Source organism: Bifidobacterium tibiigranuli, assembly GCF_009371885.1.
GTDB lineage: Bacteria > Actinomycetota > Actinomycetes > Actinomycetales > Bifidobacteriaceae > Bifidobacterium > Bifidobacterium tibiigranuli.
Genome location: NZ_QLZA01000001.1, coordinates 58752 through 81587, shown reverse-complemented (window position 1 = coordinate 81587; position 22836 = coordinate 58752). Strand labels below are relative to the sequence as shown.

Below are 22836 nucleotides of genomic sequence, written 5' to 3'. Positions count from 1 at the left end.
TGAGACGCAAAAAAGGAGCCCTCGGCGCGCGCGGACGGAGGGTCGCCATCCCAATTCGCGAACGCCCCCTACCCCAGGGGTGCCACGAGACGATCGAGAATGGCCGCTAGGAACCGAACCCCAGACGCCGCCACACATCCATCACATCCACGCCGGAAGACTCCTCAGAGGCGTTCCTGCGCTCGCGGTCGAGTCTGCGTTTGCGGGCCATCGCGTAGGTCTTCTTCAAGTGGCATTGATGGCACAGCGTCTGCGTGTTGGCGAGGTCGTAAAGCGCGCCGCCGTCGGCGACTTCGCGAATGTGGTCGACTTCGTTGCCGGGTTCGCCACAGATGACGCACGTGTTGTGGTCGCGTCGCAGCGCCTGCCGTCTGACGCGTTCCCAAAGCGCGCGGTTGATGACGGCCGTGTGCTTGGATTGGCGCTGCCACAGTTCCTGATGTTCGTCGCAGCGTCCGCGATACGTCGCCTTGCTTGTGCACCCGGGGAACGTGCAGCGTCCGCTCGGTCGCGTGGGCATTAGACGATCGTGACGCCAAGGTGGCCGAGCGCATCCATGAACCGGTCTTGGTAGATGCGCATGCCCGTCTGCTCCCAGGCCGCGGCAACACGCTCCCGGGTGACCTCCATGGTCCCGTCCGGGGTGAGGTTGTCCGCTATGCGGGTGAGCTGGTGCACGGCGTCCGCCAGGGTGGCCGGTTCCTGCTCGTCGGGTACGAGTGTGGGATTATATTCCTGCGGCATTGCCATCCCCCTCTCGGGTTACGTGGGTTGCCCGCTCCCATCCGCCTGGATTGGGGGCTTGTGGATTGTGGTGGGGGCGGGCAAGTGTTTATCGGCAGAAGACGACCCGGTCGCTCCTGATTTGTGAAGCATGGGCCGGACGTTGAAAGGTAGCCGTCCGGCTTATGTTGCCCGGGAAGTACGCCGGTACACACGGCCAAGAAGCCGGGCAAGTATTGACGGTCCGAATCATAGGCTCGGACCAACACCCGAAACGCTCCAGCGCACCGGAGCGTGTCTACTCATTCGTCTTTGCCGAAGGTCCTATTGCGGGCGCGGCGAAGGCTGCAGATGATCCGGTTCACACCGGACCGGCTGTTGAGTGTGAGCGTACCGGATATGCGCGGCGGCTCCTCGCCCCATTGGACGACGAGATCCGGTTCGTCTGACTCCGTGCGGGGGTGTTCGACATCTGATTCATAGAATTTTTCCTTTAGCATCACGCCACCAGCTTTCGGACTATCATGACTGCTGTAACTGTTCAATCGATGTGGATTGGGGGTGATATTCAATGAAGGTATCCGCTTACTATTCGACCGTCCCACGGCCGCCGTATGTCTACCACGATCACGACAACTGCCCGAACGGCAAACAGATAAAGGAATCCGACAAGCGCTACGGAACCAACAACTGGCCAAAGTGCAAGATCTGCATTCAGCTGGGCTGACACGGCTTCGTTCGAGCCCGGCGAAGTCTGCCGGGCTCTTGCTGTCAGTGCTGGTATCCCATCTATGGAAAAGACCAACTATATGAAGTATGGCGATTACAGGGGCAATATGCAAAAAACGATTACAGTATGCTCCAATCATTACCTCACAACGATTGTAGTTTTTTCGCGACTGCGGTTTCAAAGCTTTTTCTGGCCGCATCTCTTCGGGTTTTGAGATCACCTGTGAAACCCGTAGTATCGAATGAACCGGCGTATGTTGATACGAACGCTCTCTCATCATCCAGCTGGGGGAACTCATACTGAATCTGGCAGGGCTGAGACGTTTTCAGCAGTTGCTTAGCTGGTTGTGAAAGATCTGGGAATGTTGTATTAATCGTAAAAAGACGTGCATCGGACAATGCGATCAGCTCCTTCATTGTCTTCTCCGCAGATTCTATGTCATCGTCAATCTCAGATGCCCTCTGAGCCCCCACGGCGAACCATTCTTCTTCTCCCATCGGGCCTTCATTTTCACGTTCATTCCTATATTCGGTGTCATGCTTATAGGCGATGAAGAGACTTAAGCTAGTTTCCCATATCTGTCTACTCTGATTATCCAAATCTTTAGCAAGACTGGCAAGAAGTTTTTTTACTCTCCTCCTTTCTTGCCATCCTTCGTTCTGCGAGTTTGGGGGCAATAGGGGCAAGTATGCCTGTAAGCCCGGTAATCGCGGCAATTATGACAGTCGCCCATAGCTGATCCATAAGGACTATGTTAACAACAGGCGAAGGTGCTCAGCCATCTCGCCAAGACCGTCCGGACTGTTCAGGAATTCCGCACTATACACTTCCATACGGCCCACACCCGATAGACCGGTTTGCCGGAATCCCAGCCGCATGGCACGAGTATTCCCCGGTTCTTCCACTGTGCTATTGTCTGCCGTCGCACCTTGATACCGTTGGCGAGCAGGAGCTTGGAAACGGCGGATGCGGTGCCCTGGGTGTTCTCGTTCTCGGCCAGCGCGCAGGTGAGCAGGTGCTGCTCCTGTACGTCCGTCACCTTGAGCGTCTCGCCGCATCTGCACACGATCCACTGGCCGGCGATCTCGGTGTCGGTGCACCACAGCTCCCGCTCGCATGTCGGGCACAGGCCGACCATGCGCCGGTCCTCGGGAGGCGTGAGCGTCATGACCGACTGGTGCGCGTACCGTCGGGCCACGTGCATGAGGTGCGCGATATCCTTTCGCGACGCCAATGCGGGGATCCGCTGCGATGCCGCTTTGAGCAGCGACTCGCTTGGCATGTGCCGGTTGTAATTCAGATTCAACGCCCGGCCGAGCATGCCGGCGAACTCATCGATATCATGCACAAGCTGGAATGCTCCCATGTTCAATGGGATGGGGGCGACGCTTCTGGAGCCTCCGCCGTGCTCGCGGCGCACGACCGTGCTGCGCCTGGACGCCTCCTCGCGCAATGCTGGAAGATTTGAGCGCAGCGTATTCAGGTCATTGGCGAGCCTCGTGGCGCATGGCTGGCACAATGGCTGGTCTGATTCGTTTCCGCAATTATTGCACGTGTTCAAGTTCCGCTCCATCCGGTAGAATGACTAATGGCTTCTCACGACCAATGCCCCGTCTCCGGATGGGGCGTTTCTTTTGCTACTGGCTGTTGATGATGGCTTGGATGCTCCACAATGGCTCGCCCAGCAGAGTGGCGATGTATTCGGCCGTATAGCCGAGATCGTGCCAGTGCCGGATCATGTCGATTCTCGCCTGGCTCATCGCTCCACGATTCCTTCCTGCGCGCTGCAGAGCGCGGCATCGTAGTAGGGCTTCACGGTGTTCCACATCTCCTCGATGTGCGCTTTCTCCTTAATCGTCATATCGGAGCAGCGGCCCAGCGCCCAGCCAGTCGCAGCGGCGGCCATGAGCACTTCCTCGGCATCGGCTTTCGCGCCATCGGGAAACGAGCTGATCGCCGCCGCGATTCCCGCGCCGATCTTGAGCGACAGGCTCTGGCGCGGGTCCGACATATCGATGTGCAGTGCGCTCATTCGGCATGCCCCCAATCGCAGGAGACTGCAGCGCTATTCGATATATCGTCGGCGATGCACAGCACGCGCCGGTTATGTCCGACGTCCACGTTGTAAGCTCTCAACTGGCCGCCTTGGTCGCTGGGCGCGGCATCGCAGCCAGCGAGCAATGACAGCGGTAAGAGGATGCCGACGAGGATAGCCTCCATAGCGTAAAAAGTGTCAGCGTGAATGTCGTCCATAGAGTCCTTGATGCATTTGATTATTTTCTGCCTCATTGCTCTTCCTCGAATATCTGGGGCAGGGTGCTGATCCGTGCGCCGATCGGCGCCGCATAGAGTGTATTTATCGATCCAGTGTAAGCAGCGAAGAAGTGCCCCGGATTGGGGAACATCTCAGCAAACGCGGCTTCGCTGAGACCTGACAGGGCTTGCACGAATCCGTCCGAGCTGCGATCGAAATCATATTCGGGGCCGAGGCGGTAGATCGATGAGCGCCTCGTGCATGGGCAAACGGGATCCGGGAATTCACGACCGCTCTCCGGCTCCACGTAGCGGATGAAAGCGGCATCGCAGAATGATTCGTTCCTGACCTCGAACTGCTTCTGTCCGTGCACTATCATGTCGTAGATATACGGCTTGATCTTCGCGGTGATGATAGTGGTGGTCTTCATGACATCTCCTTGGTGATTTTGTGCAGCGCGAGCAGGGTTGTGGATAATCCACTGGCATCGGCGATACTGATCTTCGTAAACCCTTCGATCATCCATTGGTCGATTTTCAATGCGGCTATCCGGTCGAGCTTGTCTTGTATCCGTCCGCAGAGGGCGCATGCGCTGGCGGCGAGCGCCTCGGCCTGTGCCTGTTTGGTTTCCTGGCTCATTGCGCGTCCTTGTTTCTGACGGGTCCTAGCGGGTGGTTGTATGCGAGGTCGAGCAGTTGCTTGTAGGTTGCGATATCGCGGTCGAGGCAGCTGCTGGTCCTGTGGTCGGTCTGGGGTATGTCTTCGGTGATGTCGTGCCATAGGCTGGGGTCTATCGCGTTGAGCAGGAGCCGAATGCTGGTCAGGTCGAGACGCTGGTGGCTGATCGGCGTGTAGTAGTCGATGTCGACGCCATTGCGTTTGAGCCACGCGATGTCGAAATGCACCGAGCTTCCTGCCGGATGCCAAGTATCTTTTATGGCGTCCTGCTTGTCCATGGTGTCGCGGAGCCAGTCGCGCAGTCGCGCCGCCGAATGCCACATCGTCATTCCCTTGCCGCACGCTGCCAGTATGAGGTCGTTGAACGCGTGCATCTCGAGCGCGCTGCGGTCGAATCTGACGCTTTCAGGAGGCGTGACGATGTCATGGAAACGGTTCTGCAGCTTACCTGACATATCGGTCAGGCGCAGCTCGATCTCCAAAATCGAGTTCGCTTCGAGGTCCAGCCCAGTGGTCTCCACATCCATCCACAGCAGGTAATCCTTGGCGGTCTTGGTATCAGTCATAATGTCTCCTAATTCCTTCTTATATCGGTCTATGAGATTTTCCAGGTATCGCGATGACTCGGCGAATGCGCCGCGCACTGATGCGGGCAGCACGCTGTCGGTTCTGGTCATGGTGGCGGTCATTGCTTCTGCTCCCGGTACAGGTTGTTCGCCTGTGGTATGAATCGATAGGCGCTCTTGGAATATCCGAGCTGGGCCAATACCGCGCCCGCGCCTTCTTCCCATGCTTTGGACTGCAGTCGTTGCAGCATCTCGTCGTCCGTCTCGCTCTTCGTCTCGACGGGGCCGTACGTGCCCTCTCGCGGCGTGGACTGCTCCTGCCTGCTGCGCGTGTCGGGCATGGGGTGCACGACGATGATCGTGTTCGCGTTCTCTCCCTCGCCCCCAGTGACGGTGATGGTGGTTTTCATTGCAGTTCCTCCGATGAGAGCTCGATATAGCGGTTCTGCACGAGGCTGGTGTTGTGTATCTGCTCGTCCCCGTACTCAGTGCTGAATATGACGGGATAATCCCCGAAGCCCCGTACCTCCAGCTCCTCCAGCTTTTCTGCCAGCTCGTGCACTTTCATGATTCCTCCGATTCAGTTGGTTCTTCTATTGGCGTCCAGTGGCCGTCGTCGTCCAGGAGCACCCAGCCATGGCGGGCAGTCAGGATGGGCACGTCGACAGGAAGCAGATTGGTGTTGCCTCTCACCAGCCATCCCTTCTCATAGGATTCGGCCGGGTGGGCGTGGATATACCCGTGGCATCCCGTGTCCCCGGATCCGCACACGTCGATGACATTGCCGGGATTATGCAGGCCGGGGAACGAATGCGAGCGCATGCGGCGATGGTGGCGGCTGAAGGTGAGCGTGCTATAGAGACTTTTGCCACATCGCACGCAGCAGCAGCCGTCCCGCTCATCCACGAGGTTGCAGGTTTTTCGTGTGGGCCGGCTCATTCGGCGGGTTCCCTGATGATTTCTACCTTGTCGCCAACGGTTATGCGGATGGTATGCGCCGGTGCGCTTAACGCCCCTAACGTGATATGGACGGGGTAATCCCCGTATCCATCTCTCTTCGCATTATTCAGCAGTTCCAGTAGCTCCATTACTGTCATGATTTCTTCCTTCCTAGTGATTTCCAGTGTTTGTATTCGTTGCGGTATTGCGTGTGCAGTCTGAGCCAGCCGACATGCTCCCAGCTGGAATAGCAGTCATCCCAATCACGCGAGCCGTGGAACTTCACGCGCCACCACAGCCCGCAATACGGGCAGCGGGCCAGCTTTCCGCCATCCAGTCGTCCGATTTTCGGCAATCGACATGTCGTGAAATCAGCAATGCCCGGCACGTAGTCGCTCATTCCAGCACCGTCTTGCGTACCGCTTCGAGCGCATCCCGAGCGGACTTTCGGTAGAATTTCCTGCCTTCTTCGGCAAGATCATCCCAGACTGCAAGAGCCTTGAACGTGCCCATCCAATGGTCATACTCATCCACAGCAGCACTCACAGCCAGATAAATCTGCTTGGCCGCTTCTTCGACTTGCACTGCCGTGAACGGCTGCGTGGCCTGCCATTGCGCACCTGATTCGAATGCTGCTTGCAGATCGTCGGTCGTGATGCCGTCCAGATACGCGAGCTTGCCGGGGTGATCACCGTCAGGCTCATGGCGAGGCCAGTACTTGGCCGGGTAGCGTCGTGCCGATTCATCCTCCACTGCGCTCATGATTCCATTCCTTCCAGTGTCGGTGTTGTGGCTTGTTCCTTGAGTTGGTGGTATTGCTCGCGGTCGACGTCCCAAATGTTCTTGTTGACGGTCATGATTGCTCCGTTTCACTGGTGATGTGGTAGATGAACTCGTGCTTTCTGTCCACGATGTCGTTGTCCCCGTCGAAGGCCGCGTTCAGCAGATTGCGGGCGAAGTCGATCGCGTCGAGCCGGGATATGCTGATGATCTGCATGGTTATTCCATCACTTTCTTTCTTCCGGATTCGAGCACCAGGGCGGCGCGCTCGTGCACCATCCGGCGCGTGTCATCGGCGATGGCGTTGTCGCCGATCATCTCGTACAGCGCTTCGATCGCTTCGTCTGTGGTCGCCTCGCAATCGCGGATCGTGCACAGTTCCTGCCGGTACATCTCGATGGCGGCGGCCTCGATCTCGGCTTCCGTGGGCGCTGCGGTGCGGCCGATGAAGTACGCCGCCCGCTGGTATGCGCGCAGCTCGTCGAGATCGAACGTGCGGCTATGGGCGACAGCTCGCGCATCCGGGTGGGAATACAGCTTCCTCGCCTCATCGATTGCTATCATGATTCCTCCATTCCCGCCTTGCGGGCGGTCTGCAGCACGGATCGGGCATTCATCAGATACCGGTCACGGATCTTCTGCGTCGTGCTTTCCCATGGCTTTTGCTTCTCTTTCAATCGGCTCCATGCTTTCGTGGCGTACAGGAGCTTGGCCGCGGCGCCTATCTCGTCGCCTGTGGGTTCGATTGTGGGCGGCTGTCCGGCCTGCCATGCGGCTCCCCGCTCGAACGCCAGGCGCAGCATGCTGCGGCGCAGGTTGTCCGCGTTCGCCTCATAGTGGCGCTGCTGGAAATCAGCGCTCTGCATATCGGCCGGCAGAGCACAATACGGATAGACGCGCGCCGCCATCTCGGTCGCTGTGATCATCTCGTCTCCTCCAATACGTTGATTGACATAAAGCCCCTGTTGAGCCTCATGCGCCCATCGCTGCGCCGGTACATGACCGTCACGATGTCGTCCTCGTCGCACAGGAGATTGTTCTTGCGCTGGCACAGGTGGCTGTCCAGCATCGCCCCGCTCTTGAGCTGTCCCACGAATCGGTGCCCGTCAAGCCTCGAAGGCGTCATATGCTCCCAATCCACTGATTCGGATACGTTCGTCATGATTCCGCCTTCCTGCGCTGATGGGCGCGCCGATCCCATTCATGGCACCGCTCCTGATGCGTGGCACGATACAGACGCCGGTATTCGCGATAGTGCGCGGCCCTCGAACGCTCCGCCTTGAGATCCTCGGGCGTGGGGATCTCGAAATATCCGAATCCCAGTCGGCCGCCGTACCGTGACGCCGGATCGCTGTCTGGAGCATCCTGCTGGATGTCGTACCGGTTGTCGCGCATCGCCTCGATCACGTCCGAATCGGCCATTGCAAGCTGCAGCAGGTCCTCGGGGTAGTGGCTGCGGCTGATATGCCGGGCCGCGGGAGTCTCGTCCATGCGCCGCTCGCCCTGCGCAGCTCCCCGATGGGTCATGCGGGTCATGCGGGTCATGCGATCGCCTCCAAATCATCCACCGGAAGATGCAACGCCTTGAGCGCCTGCGGCCCGCTCAGCCCATGGTTCAGGCTCTCGGCCAACGCCTGCCTGGCCCTGAGCATGGGGCTGGTGCCGAAGCCGTCCGCATTGCGGGTGGAAAGCAGGCCCTTGTACGGCTGGATGATCGCCTCAACATGCTCGCAGGCCGGCGAATGCCGATGCGGGGCAGTGACGTGCCGTTCGGGGCTGTCCACGTGGGTCTGCGCCCGGGTGATGCCCAGCTCGTGGCCTCGGCGCAGCCAGTTGCGGAATGCCGCCGGGATATCGCGTGGCGTTTTCCCGTTGGCCAGGCACGAGTCGACGAACTTGGCCAGCTCGTCGTCCACGTCCAGACGCAGCACGGCGGCGAGCGCACGATGCTGGTCGTCGGGCTTGAACTCTTGGATTGGATTCCTTGCGCGCGTGACTCTCTCTGATGGTTCTAATGATGGTTCTTTAAGAGATTGGGTAGCACCCATGACACCCCGCTGCGTCATGGGTGCTACCCCGCTGTAGTCACCCATGACACCCCGCTGCGTCATGGGTGACACCCCGTCATGCCGTATCGGGGTGTCACCTGCGCTACCCCGCTTGGCATCTGACGGGGTGTCACCTGCGCTACCCCGCTTGGCATCCCTTCGGGCTTTCTGTTCGGCCTTGCGGCTGCTGTAGGTCACCTTCTGCGCCCCATCGAGCGTTATCCGGTACACCCACGGGGCCTGATCGGCGCGGAAGCGCGTCCCGTACTCCATGTCCCGCTCGATAAGCCCTATCGCCTCCAGGTGGCGCAGGGCGCGCTGAACCGTGCTGGCTGACGCCTCGCCCTCTGCTCGCAGCCGGTCGATGCCCGGCCACGCGCGATTGTTGTCATCCGCGTAATCGCACAGGATCAGCAGGATCAGCTTCGCGCTCCTGTCGCCCACCACCGTGCGCTTCGCCTTGCCATACAATATCGCACTCATTCTCACTCACCTCTTGAGTAGTCTGCTGGCGGTCTGCCGGCCGGTCTCGGTCAACTGCCATACGCCCGTGTAGTCGGGCTGGATGAGACCTAATTCCTGCAAGCCCTGGAATGAATTGGTATTGTTGCTCTCGGCCGGATACTGCTCGCGCCGATAGATCGAGAGCAGCGTATCGGCTAGGACGTGGGACAGCGTTCTCACGATTCCAGCCCCTCGCCCGCGAGCGCCTTCTTCTCGGCGTCGTGGTAGCTCCGGCCGGAGCGGAAGCTGATGCCACGGCTCCCGTTGTCCTTGATGAGCTGCGCCCTGGTCAGCGCGAACGCGATGCTCGCGATGTCACCACTGCCCATCATTGCCCCCGAACTCATCGCTGGCCGCCGACTGGCTGAACGGGTCGCTGCCGACCGCCGGTATCGGGGCCGCTCCTGAATCATCCACATTTCCTGCCTCCCTGCTCGCATTGCGTCCGTTAAAACCTCCTCGCCCGGTGCCCTTGGGTATGCGGAACACCTGCGCGGTCGTGAACCGCAGGTCCGGGCCTATCGCCTCCACCAGCATTTCCACCACCGTCCGGTTCGGCCCGTCCTGCGCCTGATAGGAGCGCTGCTTCAAACTCCCGGTAGCGATGACCCTTTGCCCCTTGCCCAGTGACTGGGACACGTGCTCGGCCAGATCGCGCCAGCACGAGCAGCGCATGAACAGCGCATCCCCATCCACCCACTGCCCGGACTGCTTGTCGTACTTGCGATCGTTGCGAGCGACCGTGAACGAGCACACCGAACCGCCGCTCGTGTCGTGCAGCTCCGGGTCCGCCGTCAGTGTCCCCACGATCGTGTAGCTATTGGCATCCATCTGTCTTATCTCCTTAAATCTTTCTTGTCGGCCATCGGCGTGACCGCAGTCAGCCGACCATCCGCCATGCTCACGTCCTGCAATCGCGGCTGCATGATCACATACGGGTAGTCGTCACGGCTGTTCAGTTCACTGATCGTCCGCGTCAGTTCGCCGAAAAGCTCCGCCACGTCCATGCCCTTGCCCTCATCGGTCAATGGCCACGAGGGGCAGCCCAGCCGCCATAATGGCGCTTCGGCGCTCACCAGTCGTCCCCGATAATCAGCAGCCCCGTCAGACACAGCATCCCGAGACCGAAAGGCAGCCACGAGAACACGCCATGCAGCAGGCCGTACACCCACCAGATTCCCGACCATGCGCCCGCCAGCAGGAGGACCGCCGGAATCAGCAGCCACAGCAATTCGCCGCGCTTCATGATTCCTCTCCCGTCCCATGCCGGATCCCCTCGCGCTTGAAGCGCATGACCACATTCGGCTCGTAGCGGATCGCAGCGCCGACCTTCACGTAGCGCAGGTATTTGCCCTGGTAACGCCAGTTCGCCAGCGTGCCCGTGCTCAGCCCCAAATAATCGGCCGTGCGCTTGGGCGACCACAATTCCTGCTGCGGCGCTAGAATGGTGCTAGTCATCTGAATGCCCTTTCTCCTGACATCCGCCCCCGGTTACATCGGGGGCATTTTTCGTTTATTGACGTAATTGCCGCGTCGGTTAGGAGAGCGGCGCGGCCCCTCCTAAAGTGGATTCCATCCACACATGGCAGTGTGTGGACCGACACAGTTAGGAGAAGAATTATAGGTAATGCATCAGGGTGGGCCGGCGGGGCCGTCAACTATTTCGGTCAGGCATCGGCATCGACAACCGATCCATCACAGCAGGCAATGGCAGAGAGGCTCAAGCAGCTTGCGTGGGCGATCGTCGAGATTGATAGACAGAACGATGAGATCGCTTCACAGCTGAGGCAAGTCCGGCGTTAAATCGTGCCATGATCCGATCGCTCACATAATCAGCCTTCCGAATGCAGGGATTCCTATACGACCCCTGCATTCGCGCAGCTGTGGTTTCCTGAATTCCTTTCATGCCGCCACCGCCTGAGCGAATTGTGGAGGAAGGAGCTTGACAATGGAACACCCGATTATCGGGGCCAGCAGAGCGACATCATCGAAGTTGATGGGGCTGAAGCCTCTCCGTTTTGAATTGAGCGTGGAAGCAGGCATTCCACTCTTGTTCACTATGGCGTCAATTCTCATACCGCTTTCTTTGATAGCATCGTCAAGGCGTTTAGCGGCGTCCGTCCTGACTTGCTGAGTTGTGTAGTTCATATGAACTACAATACCGTTCTTGTGGACCTACGTCAAACGGCGTGTCTGTCTGTATGGACTACATTAGAGTTCATAAGAAGTGGTATGATGTCCATGTGAATCAATTATTGAAAGACCGTGCTGTCCTTTTCTCCAAACGAGTAAGCGAGGAGATCAGAGGGGCCATAGCGGCTAAGGGATACAGTCAACGTCAAGTGGCTAGGGAGATCAAACGCCAGCCGAAGAATCTCTCCCAGTGGTTAAGTGGAGAACGACAGATACCGATGGATGTCGCGTATCAGATATGCGGCCACGTCGGAATGAATATACAGACGATCGTGGCGCGTGCCGAACAGGATGTCATAAATGAAGTCGGCCCGTGGCCGCCTATCGAAATTAACCTTGAAGCGCTTAGCGACGAGGATAAGAAGCGCATCGTTATGGAGAAGGTCCGCCAGGGTGATATGAATCTCGCGGCCTACCACGACGAAAACAAAGAATCGGAAAGGGAGGCCGACCCTGATGCCGGAGCGTGACCTCCGAATCGACCGCAGAATGACTTACGGTGATCTACGGCGGTATGCAGATACGCTCGACGTAACCGTATGCAGCGATCGACTGCCCGCAGGTGTTAATGGAGTATATGACGAGCAGACGAAGACTATCGTCATTGATAGATCGCTACGGTATACCCAGAAACGGTGCACACTTGTGCACGAGCTTGTCCACTGGAGCTATTTCGATTCATCCTGTGTCGGCCTCGCATCAACGAAAGCCGAAACTCGCACGAGGAGGCTGACCGCACGGACGCTCGTGCCCGGTAAATACCTCGACATGCTGGGCAGCGAGTACGACGGCGAACCGGCATTGATCGCCAACGAGCTGAACGTAACGGTCGGGGTGCTCGAAGACTACTGGAGACTCGTCTACTCGAGAAGTGATTGATGACGCACTGCCACGATGGAACTATGATTTCCCCAGAGGCAGTAATCAAGAAAGAAGTCTGAACGATGTTGCATCAAAAAGGAACCGGCGGATCCATAGATTTCGACAACGGGCTACTTGTCTTCCACCACAATTGGCTGGGCGGAATTACAAACGGCGTAGACGAGGCATCGGTCCCGGTGGCATCCATCGTGTCCGTAGGCTGGATACCGGGCAACATGGTTTGGAATCCCTGTCTTACCGTGCAGGTGATGCTACCGGACGGAAGCACAAGCAAGAAGATAACCAAAACGACGGATGGCGGCGAGGACCCCTATTCCATGGTCTTCATGCGACATCAGTCGAAAGGCGCACACGATATCTACGAAGAGCTATTGAAAGATATCAGCGCTTCTCCATCGCCACTGCCAGAACGATACGCCATACATCCCAAGAAAACGCCAACGCTCCGGGACCTTCATAGTCCGAACATATTCATCGGAACCAATGGAATCATGAAGTTGGACGATAGTGCGATCATCTACAACGACGACAGGAAACCATTGTCCGGCGTGAAGGCGAGCCTCGAGGACGGTTCGGACTCACAATCAAGAACCACCTTGACTCGCCTGCTGGCAACTGGGGTTCTCGCCTTCGGTATGAAGAAGAGGATCGGCGGAGAGAAATACCTAGTCGTCGAAGGACCTGACTTCTCATGGATGGTTGAGGTTGCCCCCAAGAAGGTTGGCAAGGCTATGGTTTTTGTCAACAACGTGAACAACGCCGCCAAGCATATGACCACTTCAGCTCCGAATGGCACGGGTAGGGAGAGCCCGTCCGAACTCGAGCAGTTGGCTTCCCTCCATGACAAGGGAATACTCACCGATGAGGAGTTCTCTGCGGCGAAAGCAAAGGCTCTAGGCATCTAGGATCGCCTCCGAGTTGGATGTGACGAGGCAAGTCGTCGAGGATTACCAAAGGCTAGTATTGAGCAGGTTCAGAACACTAACGCGACCGAATAGTAGAAGCCATCATTGAAGTCGCCTGTCCGTTTTTCGATAAGCGCCCTGGCTTTCATTCCGACATGACATGCCAGATAGCCATATGACTGGCTTCTGGCACTGAACTCGAACAGTGTGTAGTCTGCATCAACCAATGCCACATGAGGCTTCGCCTTCGAACCTTTCCGAGTCGGAACCGTCCCCAGTGACACCATTAGGACCGCCGTACCGTCTTCTGACAAAAGCGCTTCCACTTTCGTTACTGCCGTCGTATTCCATTGACCGAGGCACTACTATCTTGCTGCGGCCTGCGCCTACCACATTCATTGTTCAACGAAGGTATGATTGGAGCTGACGCCGAGACAAGTGAGGTCTCGGTCTAGCATCAGCGAACCATGCGGGACAGGGAGATTGCGAAATGTCTATTTCGGATGAGGAAAAGGCAGCGGCGGACGGCTTCAGGAACTGGCTGCAGAAAAACCTCAAGAACAATACCGTCAATAAGTACATGTCGATGCTGTTCGTCGGCAATGATGCGGTTTCCGTACGAAACCGCATCGAAGCGTTCATTACGGACGACCGGAATACATCAGGCGGATCCCCCGACCTAGGCAAGGACGAGGACCTGAAGTCGCTCGAATTCGTTGACCGAACGACCTCCAGAACAATGAACGCCTTCGGAATCAAGCCTCTTCTGGACAAGAAGATACTTACCGAGATCAAAGACCCTGCCGATGTACGGACGCTAATCGATTTTCTTAGGGGATCGGGAATTAACTACAGAAGGTCTCCATCGGATAATGGGCCCGTAAAAACAAACGCTACTCATCTGGAGACATCCTTGCGCTGGTACGAAAAGTATTTGGAGAGCGACCCGTGGCCGTATGAGCCGGGCGAACTGACCAGCAGGAAGGTCATCGGCAAGCGTTTCGGCGAGGGGAGGATACAGGCCGGCATTGTTCCCCTGAAGAAACGGGACGATATCCTCCTGTTCTCGTCCAAGAAGCACCTGCACGCGGGCGTCGCTTCATTGGAGGGGATGCGCGAAGACGGGACGTTCAGATATGTGGGCATGGGCGGGCAAGACCATGATGAGAAGCTTCTGGGAAACTACCAGAACAAACACATCATCGATTCCCGGGATAACACTGCGACGCTGCGCGTTTTCCTCACCGAACCGAGCAAGGCGACGTATGTCGGCGCGTTCGCCCTCGCGGACGTCCCCTATACGTTTCAGGTCCCGGACGGGTCCGACACGAACAAGGGAAGATTCATCGTCTTCAATCTCATTCCGATAGGCCAGGCCGACACATCCCTGTTTGGCGAGATGTCGACGGATCCCGCTGCCGGGACAACGGGTCCGACGGGCGCCCGGACGCCCGATCATGGATGGCCCGTCTACGACCGGAAATGGCAGGAGAAGAACACCGAGGACTCGCGTGAGTATGAGCCCGGACAGGAGCGCAGAAGCCTGCACCGACGTGAGATGTCGCTGCAGAATCGGTTCGGACGGTGGCTTGAGGACGCAGGGCATGATGTCCATGACGTGACGTTCGGGCATGGAGACGTGCATCTGACCCCCGATCTTTTCGACGCGACCGAGAACATGGTCATGGAGGCGAAAGTCTCAACGGCACGTGAATACGTGAGGACCGCCATCGGACAGGTCCTGGACTACAGGCACTGCATGAACACCAGCGACGACTACGGCGACGTCACAGCCGGAATACTGCTTCCCGGAGAGCCGGTACCAGCCATGCTGGAACTGTGTCGGGAGCTTAGCATCACGGTGTTCATGGAGAACGGCGAGGGATCGTTCGATGTCTTTCCGGAGAGCTCGCGGGCGGAGTTTCCCCGGGCCACGGAATAAGCGACGTCCTCATGACGAGTCAATTGGCCCCGCTTCGGCTGGGTCCTTTTCTCGACGACATGATTCGGATAGCATTGACTACAAGAAAAGTGGGATTTATATGGATAAAGAACTAATAAGTGAAATCAACAAATGGCAGAGCATACCCTTGGGCTCGTCGGGACGTGACAACCTCGCTAAGACGGATCTATTTTGGAAGTGTGTATTCGAAAATCATCCGGAATTGCGCTATCCGGAAGGCCGGCTGTTGTACAGAATTCTTCAGGGAGGCGACCCCGAACCTGAATTCGGCGATTTTCCCGACTGGGAAGCATACGATGCAGCATCCCAAAAAGAACTATTCAATAAACGTCATAAAAGGTGGGAGGAGCAGCGGGATCCTTCTAGTATCCGATTCGACGGGCACTGGGTTTCGTTCACCAAAGCCCCGGAGCATTTCATGGATTCGTATTATGCGTCGAAGTCCCTCAGGGGACTCGTCATAGAGATAAAAGCCCGGAATGCAGTGGATATCAGTTCAGTGCCGGCACGGGGCAATGTCCAGGCCGAGCAGGAAGTGGTTGCTCCAATGAACCGTTCTGATCTAATCAGGATAATGCCATTCGATGATCTCAAACGGGATTATTTCGAAAAAGAAAAACATGAATAGGATCTCGAATCCGTTTCATCTGTGCTTGTATTTATGCAAACGAGCAAGGAAATGTCGGCCGGAGCGAGTGAATCGGAAAGGCGTGCATATGGCCAGCATCAAATCATACGAGACCGATAAGGGCATCAGGTACATGGTGCGCTACAGAAAGCCCGACGGCGGCACCACCACCAAGCGCGGGTTCCGGCGCAAGCTGGACGCCAGCCGGTGGGCTGTCGAGAAGGAATCAAGCAAGAACCACGGCGCGTTCGTGACCGAATCGGCGGGAGCCATCAGCATAGGCAGGCTGGAGCCGGCATGGATGGCCAAGCAGAAGACCTCATGCAAGCCCAGCTACATGCGCAGCCTCGAAACCACATGGAAGACGCACGTCAGGCCAACATGGGCGGCACGGCAGATCAAGGACCTGAAGCCCTCCGAGATCCAGGAATGGATATCCGACCTCAGCGAGCGCAGGAGTGCCAGCGTGGTGCTGCGCTCCGTCAGGATCCTCGCGGGCATCCTCGATGATGCGGTGCGTGACCAGCGTCTGGCGCGCAATCCTGCCCGAGGCCTCGCATTGCCTCGCAAGAGCGTGCGAGCGCATGCGTATCTGTCTGTTGATGAGTTGTATGCGTTGTCTGCGGCGTGCGTGGATGGGAAGGGGCATCGTCATAGTGGGGATGATTTCCAGCGGTCGGTGCTGGTGCTGCTGCTGGGCACGGTCGGCTTGCGTTGGGGCGAGGCGATCGGCCTGCGGTGGCGGGATGTTGATTTCGATCGTCATCGGATCAGCGTGCGCGTGTCGGCGACTCAGGTCGGCAATGGCATCGTGGTGGGTCTGCCGAAGAGCTGGGAGGCGCGGACGGTTGTGTTTCCCGAGGCGCTTGACGAGCCTTTGAGACGGCTTGGGGAGGGCAGGGGCGCGGATGATCTGCTGTTCGCGGGGCCGTTGGACGGGCATATGCGCCAGCCGAAGCCCAAGGATGGCTCATGGTATGCTGGCGCTGTCAAGAGGGCGGGCCTGAAGCCTATGACGGTGCATGACCTGCGTCATACTGCCGCATCGCTGATGGTGCGGTCCGGCGCGAATGTGAAGGCGGTGCAGGCGCAGCTCGGGCATAAGAGCGCGGCGATGACCCTGGACATCTACGCGGATCTGTTCGATGATGATCTCGATGCGGTGGGCGAGGCGATGAACGCGATTCTGCTCAGGTCCGCGCTCATTCCGTGCTCAAAACGGCCTGCCGAGGCTGCGTGACTTTTACGACCCTAGTGTTCCCAACGGTTCACGGCCGTTTTTTCCGGTACCCCCGGTGGGACTCGAACCCACAAGCCAAAGGCGACTGATTTTAAGTCAGTTGCGTCTACCGATTCCGCCACGGGGGCATAGTCTGGCCTGCATCACGCAGGCCGACCGTAGTTATTATGCCACGGGCTATGCCGTTCGCCTCGCAAAGCGCTCTTTTAGCAGCCGACGGCCGTAGTCAAGCACGATGCCGTCGAGCAGCCCGTGCTCGCTGGCGACGAAGGAATCCAGTGGTTCGGTATGGTCCTGCGCGGCTGCCTCGGAGACCCTGGCGAGCACGCGGTTCCAGACCAGCGCTCCCCCGCCGACCACATCGATGCGACCGGGATGAATCGTCTTGTATTCACTGCGCTCGGCGCGGGTCATGTTGAGGAACTGGTTGTCAACGTCGAAGGCCTGAGAAAATGGGATGCGCACGCCGTCCACGGCCTTGTGATCGTATTCCTTCAAGCCCAGCGCCAGCGCGGTCATCGTGGTCACGGTGCCCGACACGCCGATAATGGTACGAGTTTTGCCCGCAGGAACCTGCTGGAATGCCTCGTCGATATGCTCGTCGATATCCGTGGCAGCCTCGCGAATCTCCTCGATCGTCGGCGGATCGGAGCGCAGATGCCGCTCGGTCATGCGCACCGACCCGATGTTCATCGAGAAGGCCGCCTGCACCTGCGTGTCCGGCGCACTCACTCCATCGCCGCCGAGCACCAGCTCCGTCGAGCCCCCGCCAAGGTCCACGACGAGATAGGGCGCTGCGAGGTCATGCCTCGGCGCGACGCATGTGGCGCCAAGAAAGCTCAGTGCGGCCTCCTCGCTGCCGGGGATGACCTCCGGGCGCACGCCAAGAATGCGCTCCATCGAGGATTCGAACACCTCGCGGTTCTCGGCGTCGCGCGTGGCCGACGTGGCTACGAAACGGATGCCGTCAACCGGGTGCTCGGCCAGCACATCGGCGAATTCACGCACTGCGGCATCGGCGCGTTCTAGCGCCTCGTCGGCGAAACGGTGGGTTTTGTCCACATCCTGCCCGAGCCGAATCACCCGGAGCATGCGGGGCACAATGTCATGCGTGCCATCAGCATCGACGCGCGCGATTTTGAGACGAATCGAGTTCGTGCCGCAATCGATGCCTGCGACCGTCACTGCATCCCGTTGTGAACCTTCCATAGCCCTCGCTGCTCCTTCTTCGTGCAGATTGTCCGTGCCGATTGTCCGTGCAAACACAATCCTCAACAACAGTCCTCAATAACAACTCGCCCGAGTATACGCCGCTGCGCCGTCTCGCTGCCCGATTCAGTCCTCAACCTGCGTCGTGCATCGGCACACGGTCGGGCTGAACTCCTCGTGAACCCGCTCCAAAGCCAAGTCGCCTATGGGATTAGCCCCAGACCCCATGACCAGCGTCTGCGCCAGCAGCGCGTGCAGGCATTTGACGCGCGCCGGCATGCCGCCCGCGCTGGTGCCCGCGATGTGCTCCTCGCTGTCCCCAAGACGCGTGGCAAGCTCGTGCCGGAATGCCAGATACAACGCATGGGCACGTTCATAGGCCTCATGCACCGCGTCATCCGTATTGAGCAGCTCGTTGTATTCGCGCATCACGCCATTCGCTTCCAAATGCGAGATCGCCTTGACGGCCTCGGGACTGGTGAGGTAGCAAGTCGTGGGGAATGGGGTGCCATCATCCAGTTCCGGCCGGGTGACGACCGCCAGCGGCCGGCCGCAGACGCACCGCGCGCCGACGGCGACCATGCCCCGAGGAAAACGCCCCAACTGCTTGCGCACCATAGCGATATCGTGCTCATTGGCCGGGTCGGCGAGGCATCGGTCAACCAGCGCGACGGCCTGCGCACGCATATCAGCGTCGATTGCGCCCTGCGGTTGGGTATGAGACTGGGCCTGGGGTTGAGTCATCTGCGCTCCATTGTCATTGCCGTTGATGTTGTGATGGTCGCCATAATCGTCGTTATTGTCATAATCACTGCTATCGCCATTCGCCGATATTTTCCATGAACAAGCAGAAGCTACTTACCCGCTGTGCCGCCATTTGATGCTGCACCATTCCCTTGCGCGCCGCCAGCGCTACCTGTGCCACTAGCACCGCCAGAGTCGCCAGCAGGACTTTTCGCGCCCTGCTCGTTGGCGGTTTTAGGAAGCGGCGCATCGGCCTGCTTGAAAGCATAGGACAGCTCGCCGTACCACGGCAACGCCTTATGCCCATCCTGCGAGGAAGACCCGTTGGCTTCGGAGTCCTTGGAATTGCCCGTGACAGCCTCAGGATGTTCGACGCGAATCGCCTGCTCACCGGGGAAGACGAAGCCCAGACGTTCGCGCGCCTGTGCGGTAATGTAAGCCTTGTCGTTCCACCGGGCGATATTGTTCTCCAGCTCCTGCTTCTGGGCCACAAGCGAAGCTTCCTGACGCTTGAGATTGTTGAGTTCGGCCAGATTCAGCGCATACGAATGAAATGTGGATACCAGCTGAATCGACCCTAGAGCAACGATGAACAGTGCAATGAAAAACGCGACCGGTCCGCTTCCGCGTCTGGGCGAGGAAGGTCTTGCAGGACGGGTCGATTTGCTCATAGACATGAAAATACCCGTCGCATTCGACTTGGCCGAATGCGACGGGCACTGAAAACCCGCGTGGTGCGGTGCAGCGTCACGCGCCACACCGCACCAGGCGAATCACACCTTACTTGATGTACTGCTTGCAGGCCTTGAAGGCGCTGTAGCCAGCGTAGAGCGCGGTGGAGCCAAGCTCCTCCTCGATCTCAAGCAGGCGGTTGTACTTGGCGATACGCTCGCCACGGGCCGGGGCGCCGGTCTTGATCTGGCGAGTGTTCTTCGCAACGGCCAAGTCGGAGATCGTGGTGTCCGGGGTCTCGCCGGAGCGGTGGGAAACCATCGAGGTGAAGCCGTTCTCAGTGGCCAGCTCGATTGCATCGAGGGTCTCGGTGACGGAGCCGATCTGGTTGAGCTTGACGAGCAGCGAGTTGGCGGCCTTGAGGTCGATGCCCTTCTGCAGACGCTTCGGGTTGGTCACGAGCAGATCGTCGCCGACGAACTGCAGCTGGTCGCCCAGCTCGGCGGTGATCTTCTGCCATGCATCCCAATCCTCTTCGGCGTAGGGATCCTCGATGGAGACCAGCGGGTACTTGGAGACGAGCTCCTTGTAGTAGTCCAGCATGTAGGCCGCATCGCGGTCAGCACCGTCAAAGTGGTAGGTGTTGCTCTCCTTGCTGTAGAACTCGGAGGACGCCACATCGAGGCACAGGCCGATCTGCTTGCCGGGCTCATAGCCGGCAGCTTCGATGGCCTTGACGATGTACTTCAAAGAGTCCTCGTTGGACTTCATCTTCGGCGCGAAACCGCCCTCGTCGCCGAGGCCAGTGTCGTGGCCGTCCTTCTTCAGGATGCCCTTGAGGGTGTGATAGACCTCGACGCCTGCGCGCAGAGCTTCCCTGTAGGTGTCGAAGCCGTAGGGGGAGATCATGTATTCCTGGATGTCGGTCGCGAAATCAGCATGCGCGCCGCCATTCATGATGTTCATGTTCGGAACCGGCAGGATGTGACCGTTGGTGCCGCCGATGTAGCGGTACAGCGGCAGACCCGCGGACTCGGCCGAGGAATAGAGCGCGGCCAGGGAAACGCCGAGGATGGCGTTGGCGCCCAGCTTGCCCTTGTTCGGGGTGCCGTCGAGTTCGATCATCGTTTCGTCGAGCGCGCGCTGATCGGCGGCATCCATGCCGATGACCTTCGGCGCGATGACCTCGTTGACAGCCTTGACCGCATCGAGGACACCCTTGCCCTGATAACGGGACTTGTCGCCATCGCGACGCTCCCAAGCTTCTGCCTCACCGGTGGAAGCACCGGAGGGGACGAGGCCGAGGCCCTGCGCACCATCATCGGTGTCGAGAACCACTTCAACAGTCGGATTGCCACGGGAATCAAGAATTTCGCGCGCATATACGCTTTCAATTGCTGCCACAACTACTCCTTCAAGCGTTGGTTGTATGACACCGTCAAGAATAGTGTGCTTGTTGGACGACAGCGCGCCTTGACGGCACCGCCCGCTGGGAGCGTTCACATCCGACGGCGGAAGAATGGCGTTTGCGTTGGGCGAATACTGCGGATGAGCGTATTGGCAAACATCGGCGACCCTTAGGATGCATCAGCCGCGAACAGCTCTTCCAGACCGACAAGTCTCACATCGGATTGCTCAGCAGCCGCAATGTCGATCAGTGGCCGCGTGAACCCGCCGAGCGAAAACAGAAAATATGACTTTTGCCTGATACCAGTATGGGCAGCCCTGTCACGCAGAAGGTTGAGCATAGGCACATCCATCGGCGCGCTGCGGAATTTGCATTCACCGACGATGGATTCGTTGCCGCCGTCGTTGAGCGCCATCACATCTATTTCGTGCGTCCGGTCCCACCAGCGCCCGATCTGACGCGCGTGGAACGGGAGATTCCTCGATATGCTCTCCCGCCACAGCCATTCGCGGCACAGCTCCTCGAACGGTTTGCCCGCGAAATCATGCAACGCTGGTTTGATGTGGCGTTCATACACATCCCCTACATCATCTCTTTCCAATTCGGAACGATACGGAAATACGAAGGAATACCAGAAGCGGAAGAAGTTATCGCTCAACTGGTACAGGCCTCTTGCACCCTTAGCTTGCTCCTTGACCTTGGCCGTGACAGGAAACTCGCGCTCCACAATGCCCAATTCCATGAGATTCGTCAGGTAGGATGCCACCGTTGCGTTCGGCATCATCGTGCGCGTGGCGATTTCGTTGAGCGACGTGCCGCCGAGCGCTATCGCCCGTATCACGCTATTGTATTTGGCGGTTTCCCGCAGCTCTTCGTGCAGCAGGAATTCCACTTCGCTGTACAGCGGCGCGATTCTCCTCAGGATGTGGCGCCTGATATTGGATTCCACAGGCTCGTCGGGATCGAATTCCTCTAGATACCGTGGAATTCCGCCAAGAATCGCATAAGACAGCGCCTTGTCCTCATCGCTGTAGTCTGGGAAGAATTTCACCGCATCCCAGTATGGAAGTGGCTTCATTTTGAGTATGCCCGTCGCGCGGCCGTATAGCGGCGACTTCTGGGACAACAATTCTTTTTCGATAAAACTCATGGCGCTGCCGCAAATCACTATCATAAGATTGGCGTTGCGCAAGGTGTGGTCCCATAGGTTTTGCAGCACCGACGGCAATGACGGATCGGATTTGACCAGATAAGGAAACTCGTCGAAGATGATAAGCCTGCGACCGCCGTCAGCCGGTTCAGGAAGCCGCACCAGCTCTGACAAGGCGCTCTCCCAAGACGGATACTGACGCAGGTACTCCTTCCCCGGCGCGCCGGCCTCAAACATAAGACGGGAGAACGAGGCCAGCTGATCCTCTTTCGTCGCGTTCTGCGCCGCAAAGAACAGCGTCATCTTAGCTTTGGAGAATTGCGTCAGCGTCTCGGTCTTGCCCACACGTCTGCGCCCATAAACGAACACTAGCTGGCCTTTTCTCGCCTTGAAGCAGTCTTCGAGCTGCGCTAAGTCGTCTTTGCGTCCAATGAATGCCATACCTATATCGTATCACAAAACACTTCCTTATTGCATCACGATTAAATTAATCGCGATGCAATAAATCGTGATGCAATAAGAGAATTTCCGCCTGCTTGCACGGTTTGAACACTCTACTGATGAATTAACATAACTTCAACTGATGAATTTGCATATTCTGATTGATGCGCTATTGCGCA

The 22836-nt window shown here is 58.2% G+C and carries 41 protein-coding genes and 1 tRNA gene; 6 read left to right on the top strand and 36 right to left on the bottom strand.

Annotation, left to right across the window (positions count from 1 at the left end):
* Positions 1-106: 106 nt before the first annotated feature.
* The 29 genes from DDF78_RS00450 to DDF78_RS00340 form a co-directional block, all read right to left on the bottom strand.
* On the bottom strand, positions 107-520 hold the full coding sequence (locus DDF78_RS00450) for an HNH endonuclease (protein WP_152579916.1): 414 nt from the start codon (positions 518-520) through the stop codon (positions 107-109).
* Complete coding sequence (locus DDF78_RS00445; RefSeq protein WP_152579917.1) at positions 520-744, bottom strand: hypothetical protein; 225 nt, start codon at positions 742-744, stop codon at positions 520-522. Before DDF78_RS00445 ends, DDF78_RS00450 begins: the two co-directional genes overlap by 1 nt.
* Positions 745-1596: 852 nt before the next feature.
* The gene (locus DDF78_RS00440) at positions 1597-1950 is read right to left on the bottom strand and encodes a hypothetical protein (protein ID WP_152579918.1); all 354 of its coding nucleotides are present in this window, start codon (positions 1948-1950) and stop codon (positions 1597-1599) included.
* 308 nt (positions 1951-2258) lie between these two features.
* On the bottom strand, positions 2259-3014 hold the full coding sequence (locus DDF78_RS00435) for a hypothetical protein (RefSeq protein ID WP_152579919.1): 756 nt from the start codon (positions 3012-3014) through the stop codon (positions 2259-2261).
* 76 nt (positions 3015-3090) lie between these two features.
* Complete coding sequence (locus DDF78_RS12180) at positions 3091-3213, bottom strand: hypothetical protein (RefSeq protein ID WP_272869809.1); 123 nt, start codon at positions 3211-3213, stop codon at positions 3091-3093.
* On the bottom strand, positions 3210-3485 hold the full coding sequence (locus tag DDF78_RS00430; RefSeq protein WP_152579920.1) for a hypothetical protein: 276 nt from the start codon (positions 3483-3485) through the stop codon (positions 3210-3212). The genes DDF78_RS12180 and DDF78_RS00430 overlap by 4 nt, the downstream gene beginning before the upstream one ends.
* Complete coding sequence (locus DDF78_RS00425; protein WP_152579921.1) at positions 3482-3742, bottom strand: hypothetical protein; 261 nt, start codon at positions 3740-3742, stop codon at positions 3482-3484. Before DDF78_RS00425 ends, DDF78_RS00430 begins: the two co-directional genes overlap by 4 nt.
* Positions 3739-4137, bottom strand: a complete 399-nt coding sequence (locus DDF78_RS00420) for a hypothetical protein (RefSeq protein ID WP_152579922.1) — start codon at positions 4135-4137, stop codon at positions 3739-3741. The genes DDF78_RS00425 and DDF78_RS00420 overlap by 4 nt, the downstream gene beginning before the upstream one ends.
* Positions 4134-4346 (bottom strand): hypothetical protein, encoded by a 213-nt coding sequence (locus DDF78_RS00415; protein WP_152579923.1) that lies wholly within the window; start codon positions 4344-4346, stop codon positions 4134-4136. Before DDF78_RS00415 ends, DDF78_RS00420 begins: the two co-directional genes overlap by 4 nt.
* Positions 4343-4951: a 3'-5' exonuclease family protein gene (locus tag DDF78_RS00410; protein WP_152579924.1), complete on the bottom strand. Its 609-nt coding sequence runs from the start codon at positions 4949-4951 to the stop codon at positions 4343-4345. The genes DDF78_RS00415 and DDF78_RS00410 overlap by 4 nt, the downstream gene beginning before the upstream one ends.
* 119 nt (positions 4952-5070) lie before the next feature.
* A complete protein-coding gene (locus DDF78_RS00405) occupies positions 5071-5361 on the bottom strand; it encodes a hypothetical protein (protein WP_152579925.1) in 291 nt (96 codons plus the stop codon).
* The gene (locus tag DDF78_RS11660) at positions 5358-5519 is read right to left on the bottom strand and encodes a hypothetical protein (protein ID WP_154677495.1); all 162 of its coding nucleotides are present in this window, start codon (positions 5517-5519) and stop codon (positions 5358-5360) included. Before DDF78_RS11660 ends, DDF78_RS00405 begins: the two co-directional genes overlap by 4 nt.
* The gene (locus tag DDF78_RS00400; protein WP_237564490.1) at positions 5516-5773 is read right to left on the bottom strand and encodes a RepB family DNA primase; all 258 of its coding nucleotides are present in this window, start codon (positions 5771-5773) and stop codon (positions 5516-5518) included. Before DDF78_RS00400 ends, DDF78_RS11660 begins: the two co-directional genes overlap by 4 nt.
* A gap of 113 nt (positions 5774-5886) precedes the next feature.
* Entirely contained in the window at positions 5887-6048 is a 162-nt protein-coding gene (locus DDF78_RS11655) for a hypothetical protein (RefSeq protein WP_154677496.1), read from the bottom strand.
* The gene (locus tag DDF78_RS00395; RefSeq protein ID WP_152579927.1) at positions 6045-6290 is read right to left on the bottom strand and encodes a hypothetical protein; all 246 of its coding nucleotides are present in this window, start codon (positions 6288-6290) and stop codon (positions 6045-6047) included. Before DDF78_RS00395 ends, DDF78_RS11655 begins: the two co-directional genes overlap by 4 nt.
* Positions 6287-6652: a hypothetical protein gene (locus DDF78_RS00390; RefSeq protein ID WP_152579928.1), complete on the bottom strand. Its 366-nt coding sequence runs from the start codon at positions 6650-6652 to the stop codon at positions 6287-6289. Before DDF78_RS00390 ends, DDF78_RS00395 begins: the two co-directional genes overlap by 4 nt.
* A gap of 91 nt (positions 6653-6743) precedes the next feature.
* The gene (locus DDF78_RS11650; RefSeq protein WP_154677497.1) at positions 6744-6887 is read right to left on the bottom strand and encodes a hypothetical protein; all 144 of its coding nucleotides are present in this window, start codon (positions 6885-6887) and stop codon (positions 6744-6746) included.
* Between the two features lie 2 nt (positions 6888-6889).
* A complete protein-coding gene (locus DDF78_RS00385; RefSeq protein WP_152579929.1) occupies positions 6890-7234 on the bottom strand; it encodes a hypothetical protein in 345 nt (114 codons plus the stop codon).
* A complete protein-coding gene (locus DDF78_RS00380; protein WP_152579930.1) occupies positions 7231-7596 on the bottom strand; it encodes a hypothetical protein in 366 nt (121 codons plus the stop codon). The genes DDF78_RS00385 and DDF78_RS00380 overlap by 4 nt, the downstream gene beginning before the upstream one ends.
* Positions 7593-7832 carry a hypothetical protein gene (locus tag DDF78_RS00375; RefSeq protein ID WP_152579931.1) on the bottom strand — a complete coding sequence of 80 codons (240 nt, stop codon included), beginning with the start codon at positions 7830-7832 and terminating at the stop codon, positions 7593-7595. The genes DDF78_RS00380 and DDF78_RS00375 overlap by 4 nt, the downstream gene beginning before the upstream one ends.
* Positions 7829-8215 carry a hypothetical protein gene (locus DDF78_RS00370; protein ID WP_152579932.1) on the bottom strand — a complete coding sequence of 129 codons (387 nt, stop codon included), beginning with the start codon at positions 8213-8215 and terminating at the stop codon, positions 7829-7831. The genes DDF78_RS00375 and DDF78_RS00370 overlap by 4 nt, the downstream gene beginning before the upstream one ends.
* A complete protein-coding gene (locus DDF78_RS00365) occupies positions 8212-9201 on the bottom strand; it encodes a helix-turn-helix domain-containing protein (protein ID WP_152579933.1) in 990 nt (329 codons plus the stop codon). The genes DDF78_RS00370 and DDF78_RS00365 overlap by 4 nt, the downstream gene beginning before the upstream one ends.
* Positions 9202-9207: 6 nt before the next feature.
* Positions 9208-9402 (bottom strand): hypothetical protein, encoded by a 195-nt coding sequence (locus tag DDF78_RS00360; RefSeq protein ID WP_152579934.1) that lies wholly within the window; start codon positions 9400-9402, stop codon positions 9208-9210.
* Positions 9399-9554, bottom strand: coding sequence for a hypothetical protein (locus DDF78_RS11645; RefSeq protein WP_154677498.1), 156 nt, complete (start codon positions 9552-9554; stop codon positions 9399-9401). The genes DDF78_RS00360 and DDF78_RS11645 overlap by 4 nt, the downstream gene beginning before the upstream one ends.
* Positions 9538-10053, bottom strand: coding sequence for a single-stranded DNA-binding protein (gene ssb, locus DDF78_RS00355; protein ID WP_152579935.1), 516 nt, complete (start codon positions 10051-10053; stop codon positions 9538-9540). Before ssb ends, DDF78_RS11645 begins: the two co-directional genes overlap by 17 nt.
* Positions 10054-10058: 5 nt before the next feature.
* Positions 10059-10298 (bottom strand): hypothetical protein, encoded by a 240-nt coding sequence (locus DDF78_RS00350; protein ID WP_152579936.1) that lies wholly within the window; start codon positions 10296-10298, stop codon positions 10059-10061.
* Positions 10295-10468: a hypothetical protein gene (locus DDF78_RS11640; RefSeq protein WP_154677499.1), complete on the bottom strand. Its 174-nt coding sequence runs from the start codon at positions 10466-10468 to the stop codon at positions 10295-10297. Before DDF78_RS11640 ends, DDF78_RS00350 begins: the two co-directional genes overlap by 4 nt.
* Entirely contained in the window at positions 10465-10680 is a 216-nt protein-coding gene (locus tag DDF78_RS00345) for a helix-turn-helix domain-containing protein (RefSeq protein ID WP_152579937.1), read from the bottom strand. Before DDF78_RS00345 ends, DDF78_RS11640 begins: the two co-directional genes overlap by 4 nt.
* 444 nt (positions 10681-11124) lie before the next feature.
* A complete protein-coding gene (locus DDF78_RS00340) occupies positions 11125-11370 on the bottom strand; it encodes an XRE family transcriptional regulator (protein ID WP_152579938.1) in 246 nt (81 codons plus the stop codon).
* Positions 11371-11423: 53 nt separating this feature from the next.
* Here DDF78_RS00340 and DDF78_RS00335 point away from each other — a divergent pair, with 53 nt between their 5' ends.
* From DDF78_RS00335 to DDF78_RS11895, 3 genes are all read left to right on the top strand, one after another.
* Positions 11424-11885 (top strand): helix-turn-helix domain-containing protein, encoded by a 462-nt coding sequence (locus DDF78_RS00335; protein ID WP_152579939.1) that lies wholly within the window; start codon positions 11424-11426, stop codon positions 11883-11885.
* Entirely contained in the window at positions 11872-12294 is a 423-nt protein-coding gene (locus DDF78_RS00330; RefSeq protein ID WP_152579940.1) for an ImmA/IrrE family metallo-endopeptidase, read from the top strand. The genes DDF78_RS00335 and DDF78_RS00330 overlap by 14 nt, the downstream gene beginning before the upstream one ends.
* A gap of 65 nt (positions 12295-12359) precedes the next feature.
* Complete coding sequence (locus DDF78_RS11895; protein WP_202613153.1) at positions 12360-13202, top strand: SHOCT domain-containing protein; 843 nt, start codon at positions 12360-12362, stop codon at positions 13200-13202.
* A 68-nt stretch (positions 13203-13270) separates the two neighbouring features.
* Here the strand turns inward: DDF78_RS11895 and DDF78_RS11635 are convergent, their stop codons facing one another.
* A complete protein-coding gene (locus tag DDF78_RS11635) occupies positions 13271-13435 on the bottom strand; it encodes a hypothetical protein (RefSeq protein WP_154677500.1) in 165 nt (54 codons plus the stop codon).
* 257 nt (positions 13436-13692) lie between these two features.
* Here DDF78_RS11635 and DDF78_RS00320 point away from each other — a divergent pair, with 257 nt between their 5' ends.
* The 3 genes from DDF78_RS00320 (at position 13693) to DDF78_RS00310 (ending at position 17033) form a co-directional block, all read left to right on the top strand.
* Complete coding sequence (locus DDF78_RS00320) at positions 13693-15144, top strand: hypothetical protein (RefSeq protein ID WP_152579941.1); 1452 nt, start codon at positions 13693-13695, stop codon at positions 15142-15144.
* A gap of 100 nt (positions 15145-15244) precedes the next feature.
* Positions 15245-15793 carry a hypothetical protein gene (locus tag DDF78_RS11890; protein WP_202613152.1) on the top strand — a complete coding sequence of 183 codons (549 nt, stop codon included), beginning with the start codon at positions 15245-15247 and terminating at the stop codon, positions 15791-15793.
* Between the two features lie 88 nt (positions 15794-15881).
* Positions 15882-17033, top strand: coding sequence for a tyrosine-type recombinase/integrase (locus DDF78_RS00310; RefSeq protein ID WP_152579942.1), 1152 nt, complete (start codon positions 15882-15884; stop codon positions 17031-17033).
* Positions 17034-17080: 47 nt separating this feature from the next.
* Here the strand turns inward: DDF78_RS00310 and DDF78_RS00305 are convergent.
* The 6 genes from DDF78_RS00305 to DDF78_RS00280 form a co-directional block, all read right to left on the bottom strand.
* Positions 17081-17161 (bottom strand) — tRNA-Leu (locus tag DDF78_RS00305).
* Between the two features lie 49 nt (positions 17162-17210).
* Positions 17211-18242: a Ppx/GppA phosphatase family protein gene (locus DDF78_RS00300; protein WP_152587854.1), complete on the bottom strand. Its 1032-nt coding sequence runs from the start codon at positions 18240-18242 to the stop codon at positions 17211-17213.
* Positions 18243-18368: 126 nt separating this feature from the next.
* Complete coding sequence (locus DDF78_RS00295; RefSeq protein ID WP_415481291.1) at positions 18369-18986, bottom strand: DUF501 domain-containing protein; 618 nt, start codon at positions 18984-18986, stop codon at positions 18369-18371.
* A 110-nt stretch (positions 18987-19096) separates the two neighbouring features.
* Positions 19097-19657: an FtsB family cell division protein gene (locus DDF78_RS00290; protein ID WP_152579943.1), complete on the bottom strand. Its 561-nt coding sequence runs from the start codon at positions 19655-19657 to the stop codon at positions 19097-19099.
* A gap of 109 nt (positions 19658-19766) precedes the next feature.
* Positions 19767-21062 (bottom strand): phosphopyruvate hydratase, encoded by a 1296-nt coding sequence (gene eno / locus DDF78_RS00285; protein ID WP_152579944.1) that lies wholly within the window; start codon positions 21060-21062, stop codon positions 19767-19769.
* Positions 21063-21235: 173 nt separating this feature from the next.
* Positions 21236-22657 carry an ATP-binding protein gene (locus DDF78_RS00280; protein ID WP_152579945.1) on the bottom strand — a complete coding sequence of 474 codons (1422 nt, stop codon included), beginning with the start codon at positions 22655-22657 and terminating at the stop codon, positions 21236-21238.
* Positions 22658-22836 lie beyond the last annotated feature (179 nt).

Coding starts and splice junctions, on each gene's coding strand:
- DDF78_RS00440 (WP_152579918.1), bottom strand. CDS start 1,950: ATGGGAGAAGAAGAATGGTTCGCCGTGGGGGCTCAGAGGGCATCTGAG.
- DDF78_RS00290 (WP_152579943.1), bottom strand. CDS start 19,657: ATGAGCAAATCGACCCGTCCTGCAAGACCTTCCTCGCCCAGACGCGGA.
- DDF78_RS00380 (WP_152579930.1), bottom strand. CDS start 7,596: ATGATCACAGCGACCGAGATGGCGGCGCGCGTCTATCCGTATTGTGCT.
- DDF78_RS11660 (WP_154677495.1), bottom strand. CDS start 5,519: ATGAAAGTGCACGAGCTGGCAGAAAAGCTGGAGGAGCTGGAGGTACGG.
- DDF78_RS00405 (WP_152579925.1), bottom strand. CDS start 5,361: ATGAAAACCACCATCACCGTCACTGGGGGCGAGGGAGAGAACGCGAAC.
- DDF78_RS11895 (WP_202613153.1), top strand. CDS start 12,360: ATGTTGCATCAAAAAGGAACCGGCGGATCCATAGATTTCGACAACGGG.
- DDF78_RS00310 (WP_152579942.1), top strand. CDS start 15,882: ATGGCCAGCATCAAATCATACGAGACCGATAAGGGCATCAGGTACATG.
- DDF78_RS00395 (WP_152579927.1), bottom strand. CDS start 6,290: ATGAGCGACTACGTGCCGGGCATTGCTGATTTCACGACATGTCGATTG.
- DDF78_RS00295 (WP_415481291.1), bottom strand. CDS start 18,986: ATGACTCAACCCCAGGCCCAGTCTCATACCCAACCGCAGGGCGCAATC.
- DDF78_RS00410 (WP_152579924.1), bottom strand. CDS start 4,951: ATGACTGATACCAAGACCGCCAAGGATTACCTGCTGTGGATGGATGTG.
- DDF78_RS00365 (WP_152579933.1), bottom strand. CDS start 9,201: ATGAGTGCGATATTGTATGGCAAGGCGAAGCGCACGGTGGTGGGCGAC.
- DDF78_RS00370 (WP_152579932.1), bottom strand. CDS start 8,215: ATGACCCGCATGACCCGCATGACCCATCGGGGAGCTGCGCAGGGCGAG.
- DDF78_RS11640 (WP_154677499.1), bottom strand. CDS start 10,468: ATGAAGCGCGGCGAATTGCTGTGGCTGCTGATTCCGGCGGTCCTCCTG.
- DDF78_RS00320 (WP_152579941.1), top strand. CDS start 13,693: ATGTCTATTTCGGATGAGGAAAAGGCAGCGGCGGACGGCTTCAGGAAC.
- DDF78_RS11890 (WP_202613152.1), top strand. CDS start 15,245: ATGGATAAAGAACTAATAAGTGAAATCAACAAATGGCAGAGCATACCC.
- DDF78_RS00390 (WP_152579928.1), bottom strand. CDS start 6,652: ATGAGCGCAGTGGAGGATGAATCGGCACGACGCTACCCGGCCAAGTAC.
- DDF78_RS00385 (WP_152579929.1), bottom strand. CDS start 7,234: ATGATAGCAATCGATGAGGCGAGGAAGCTGTATTCCCACCCGGATGCG.
- DDF78_RS00415 (WP_152579923.1), bottom strand. CDS start 4,346: ATGAGCCAGGAAACCAAACAGGCACAGGCCGAGGCGCTCGCCGCCAGC.
- DDF78_RS00445 (WP_152579917.1), bottom strand. CDS start 744: ATGCCGCAGGAATATAATCCCACACTCGTACCCGACGAGCAGGAACCG.
- DDF78_RS00375 (WP_152579931.1), bottom strand. CDS start 7,832: ATGACGAACGTATCCGAATCAGTGGATTGGGAGCATATGACGCCTTCG.
- DDF78_RS00400 (WP_237564490.1), bottom strand. CDS start 5,773: ATGCGCTCGCATTCGTTCCCCGGCCTGCATAATCCCGGCAATGTCATC.
- ssb (WP_152579935.1), bottom strand. CDS start 10,053: ATGGATGCCAATAGCTACACGATCGTGGGGACACTGACGGCGGACCCG.
- DDF78_RS11655 (WP_154677496.1), bottom strand. CDS start 6,048: ATGACAGTAATGGAGCTACTGGAACTGCTGAATAATGCGAAGAGAGAT.
- DDF78_RS00430 (WP_152579920.1), bottom strand. CDS start 3,485: ATGAGCGCACTGCACATCGATATGTCGGACCCGCGCCAGAGCCTGTCG.
- DDF78_RS00450 (WP_152579916.1), bottom strand. CDS start 520: ATGCCCACGCGACCGAGCGGACGCTGCACGTTCCCCGGGTGCACAAGC.
- DDF78_RS12180 (WP_272869809.1), bottom strand. CDS start 3,213: ATGAGCCAGGCGAGAATCGACATGATCCGGCACTGGCACGATCTCGGC.
- DDF78_RS00300 (WP_152587854.1), bottom strand. CDS start 18,242: ATGGAAGGTTCACAACGGGATGCAGTGACGGTCGCAGGCATCGATTGC.
- DDF78_RS00420 (WP_152579922.1), bottom strand. CDS start 4,137: ATGAAGACCACCACTATCATCACCGCGAAGATCAAGCCGTATATCTAC.
- DDF78_RS00345 (WP_152579937.1), bottom strand. CDS start 10,680: ATGACTAGCACCATTCTAGCGCCGCAGCAGGAATTGTGGTCGCCCAAG.
- DDF78_RS00335 (WP_152579939.1), top strand. CDS start 11,424: ATGGACTACATTAGAGTTCATAAGAAGTGGTATGATGTCCATGTGAAT.
- DDF78_RS00340 (WP_152579938.1), bottom strand. CDS start 11,370: ATGAACTACACAACTCAGCAAGTCAGGACGGACGCCGCTAAACGCCTT.
- DDF78_RS00330 (WP_152579940.1), top strand. CDS start 11,872: ATGCCGGAGCGTGACCTCCGAATCGACCGCAGAATGACTTACGGTGAT.
- DDF78_RS00280 (WP_152579945.1), bottom strand. CDS start 22,657: ATGGCATTCATTGGACGCAAAGACGACTTAGCGCAGCTCGAAGACTGC.
- DDF78_RS11650 (WP_154677497.1), bottom strand. CDS start 6,887: ATGCAGATCATCAGCATATCCCGGCTCGACGCGATCGACTTCGCCCGC.
- DDF78_RS11645 (WP_154677498.1), bottom strand. CDS start 9,554: ATGATGGGCAGTGGTGACATCGCGAGCATCGCGTTCGCGCTGACCAGG.
- DDF78_RS00425 (WP_152579921.1), bottom strand. CDS start 3,742: ATGAGGCAGAAAATAATCAAATGCATCAAGGACTCTATGGACGACATT.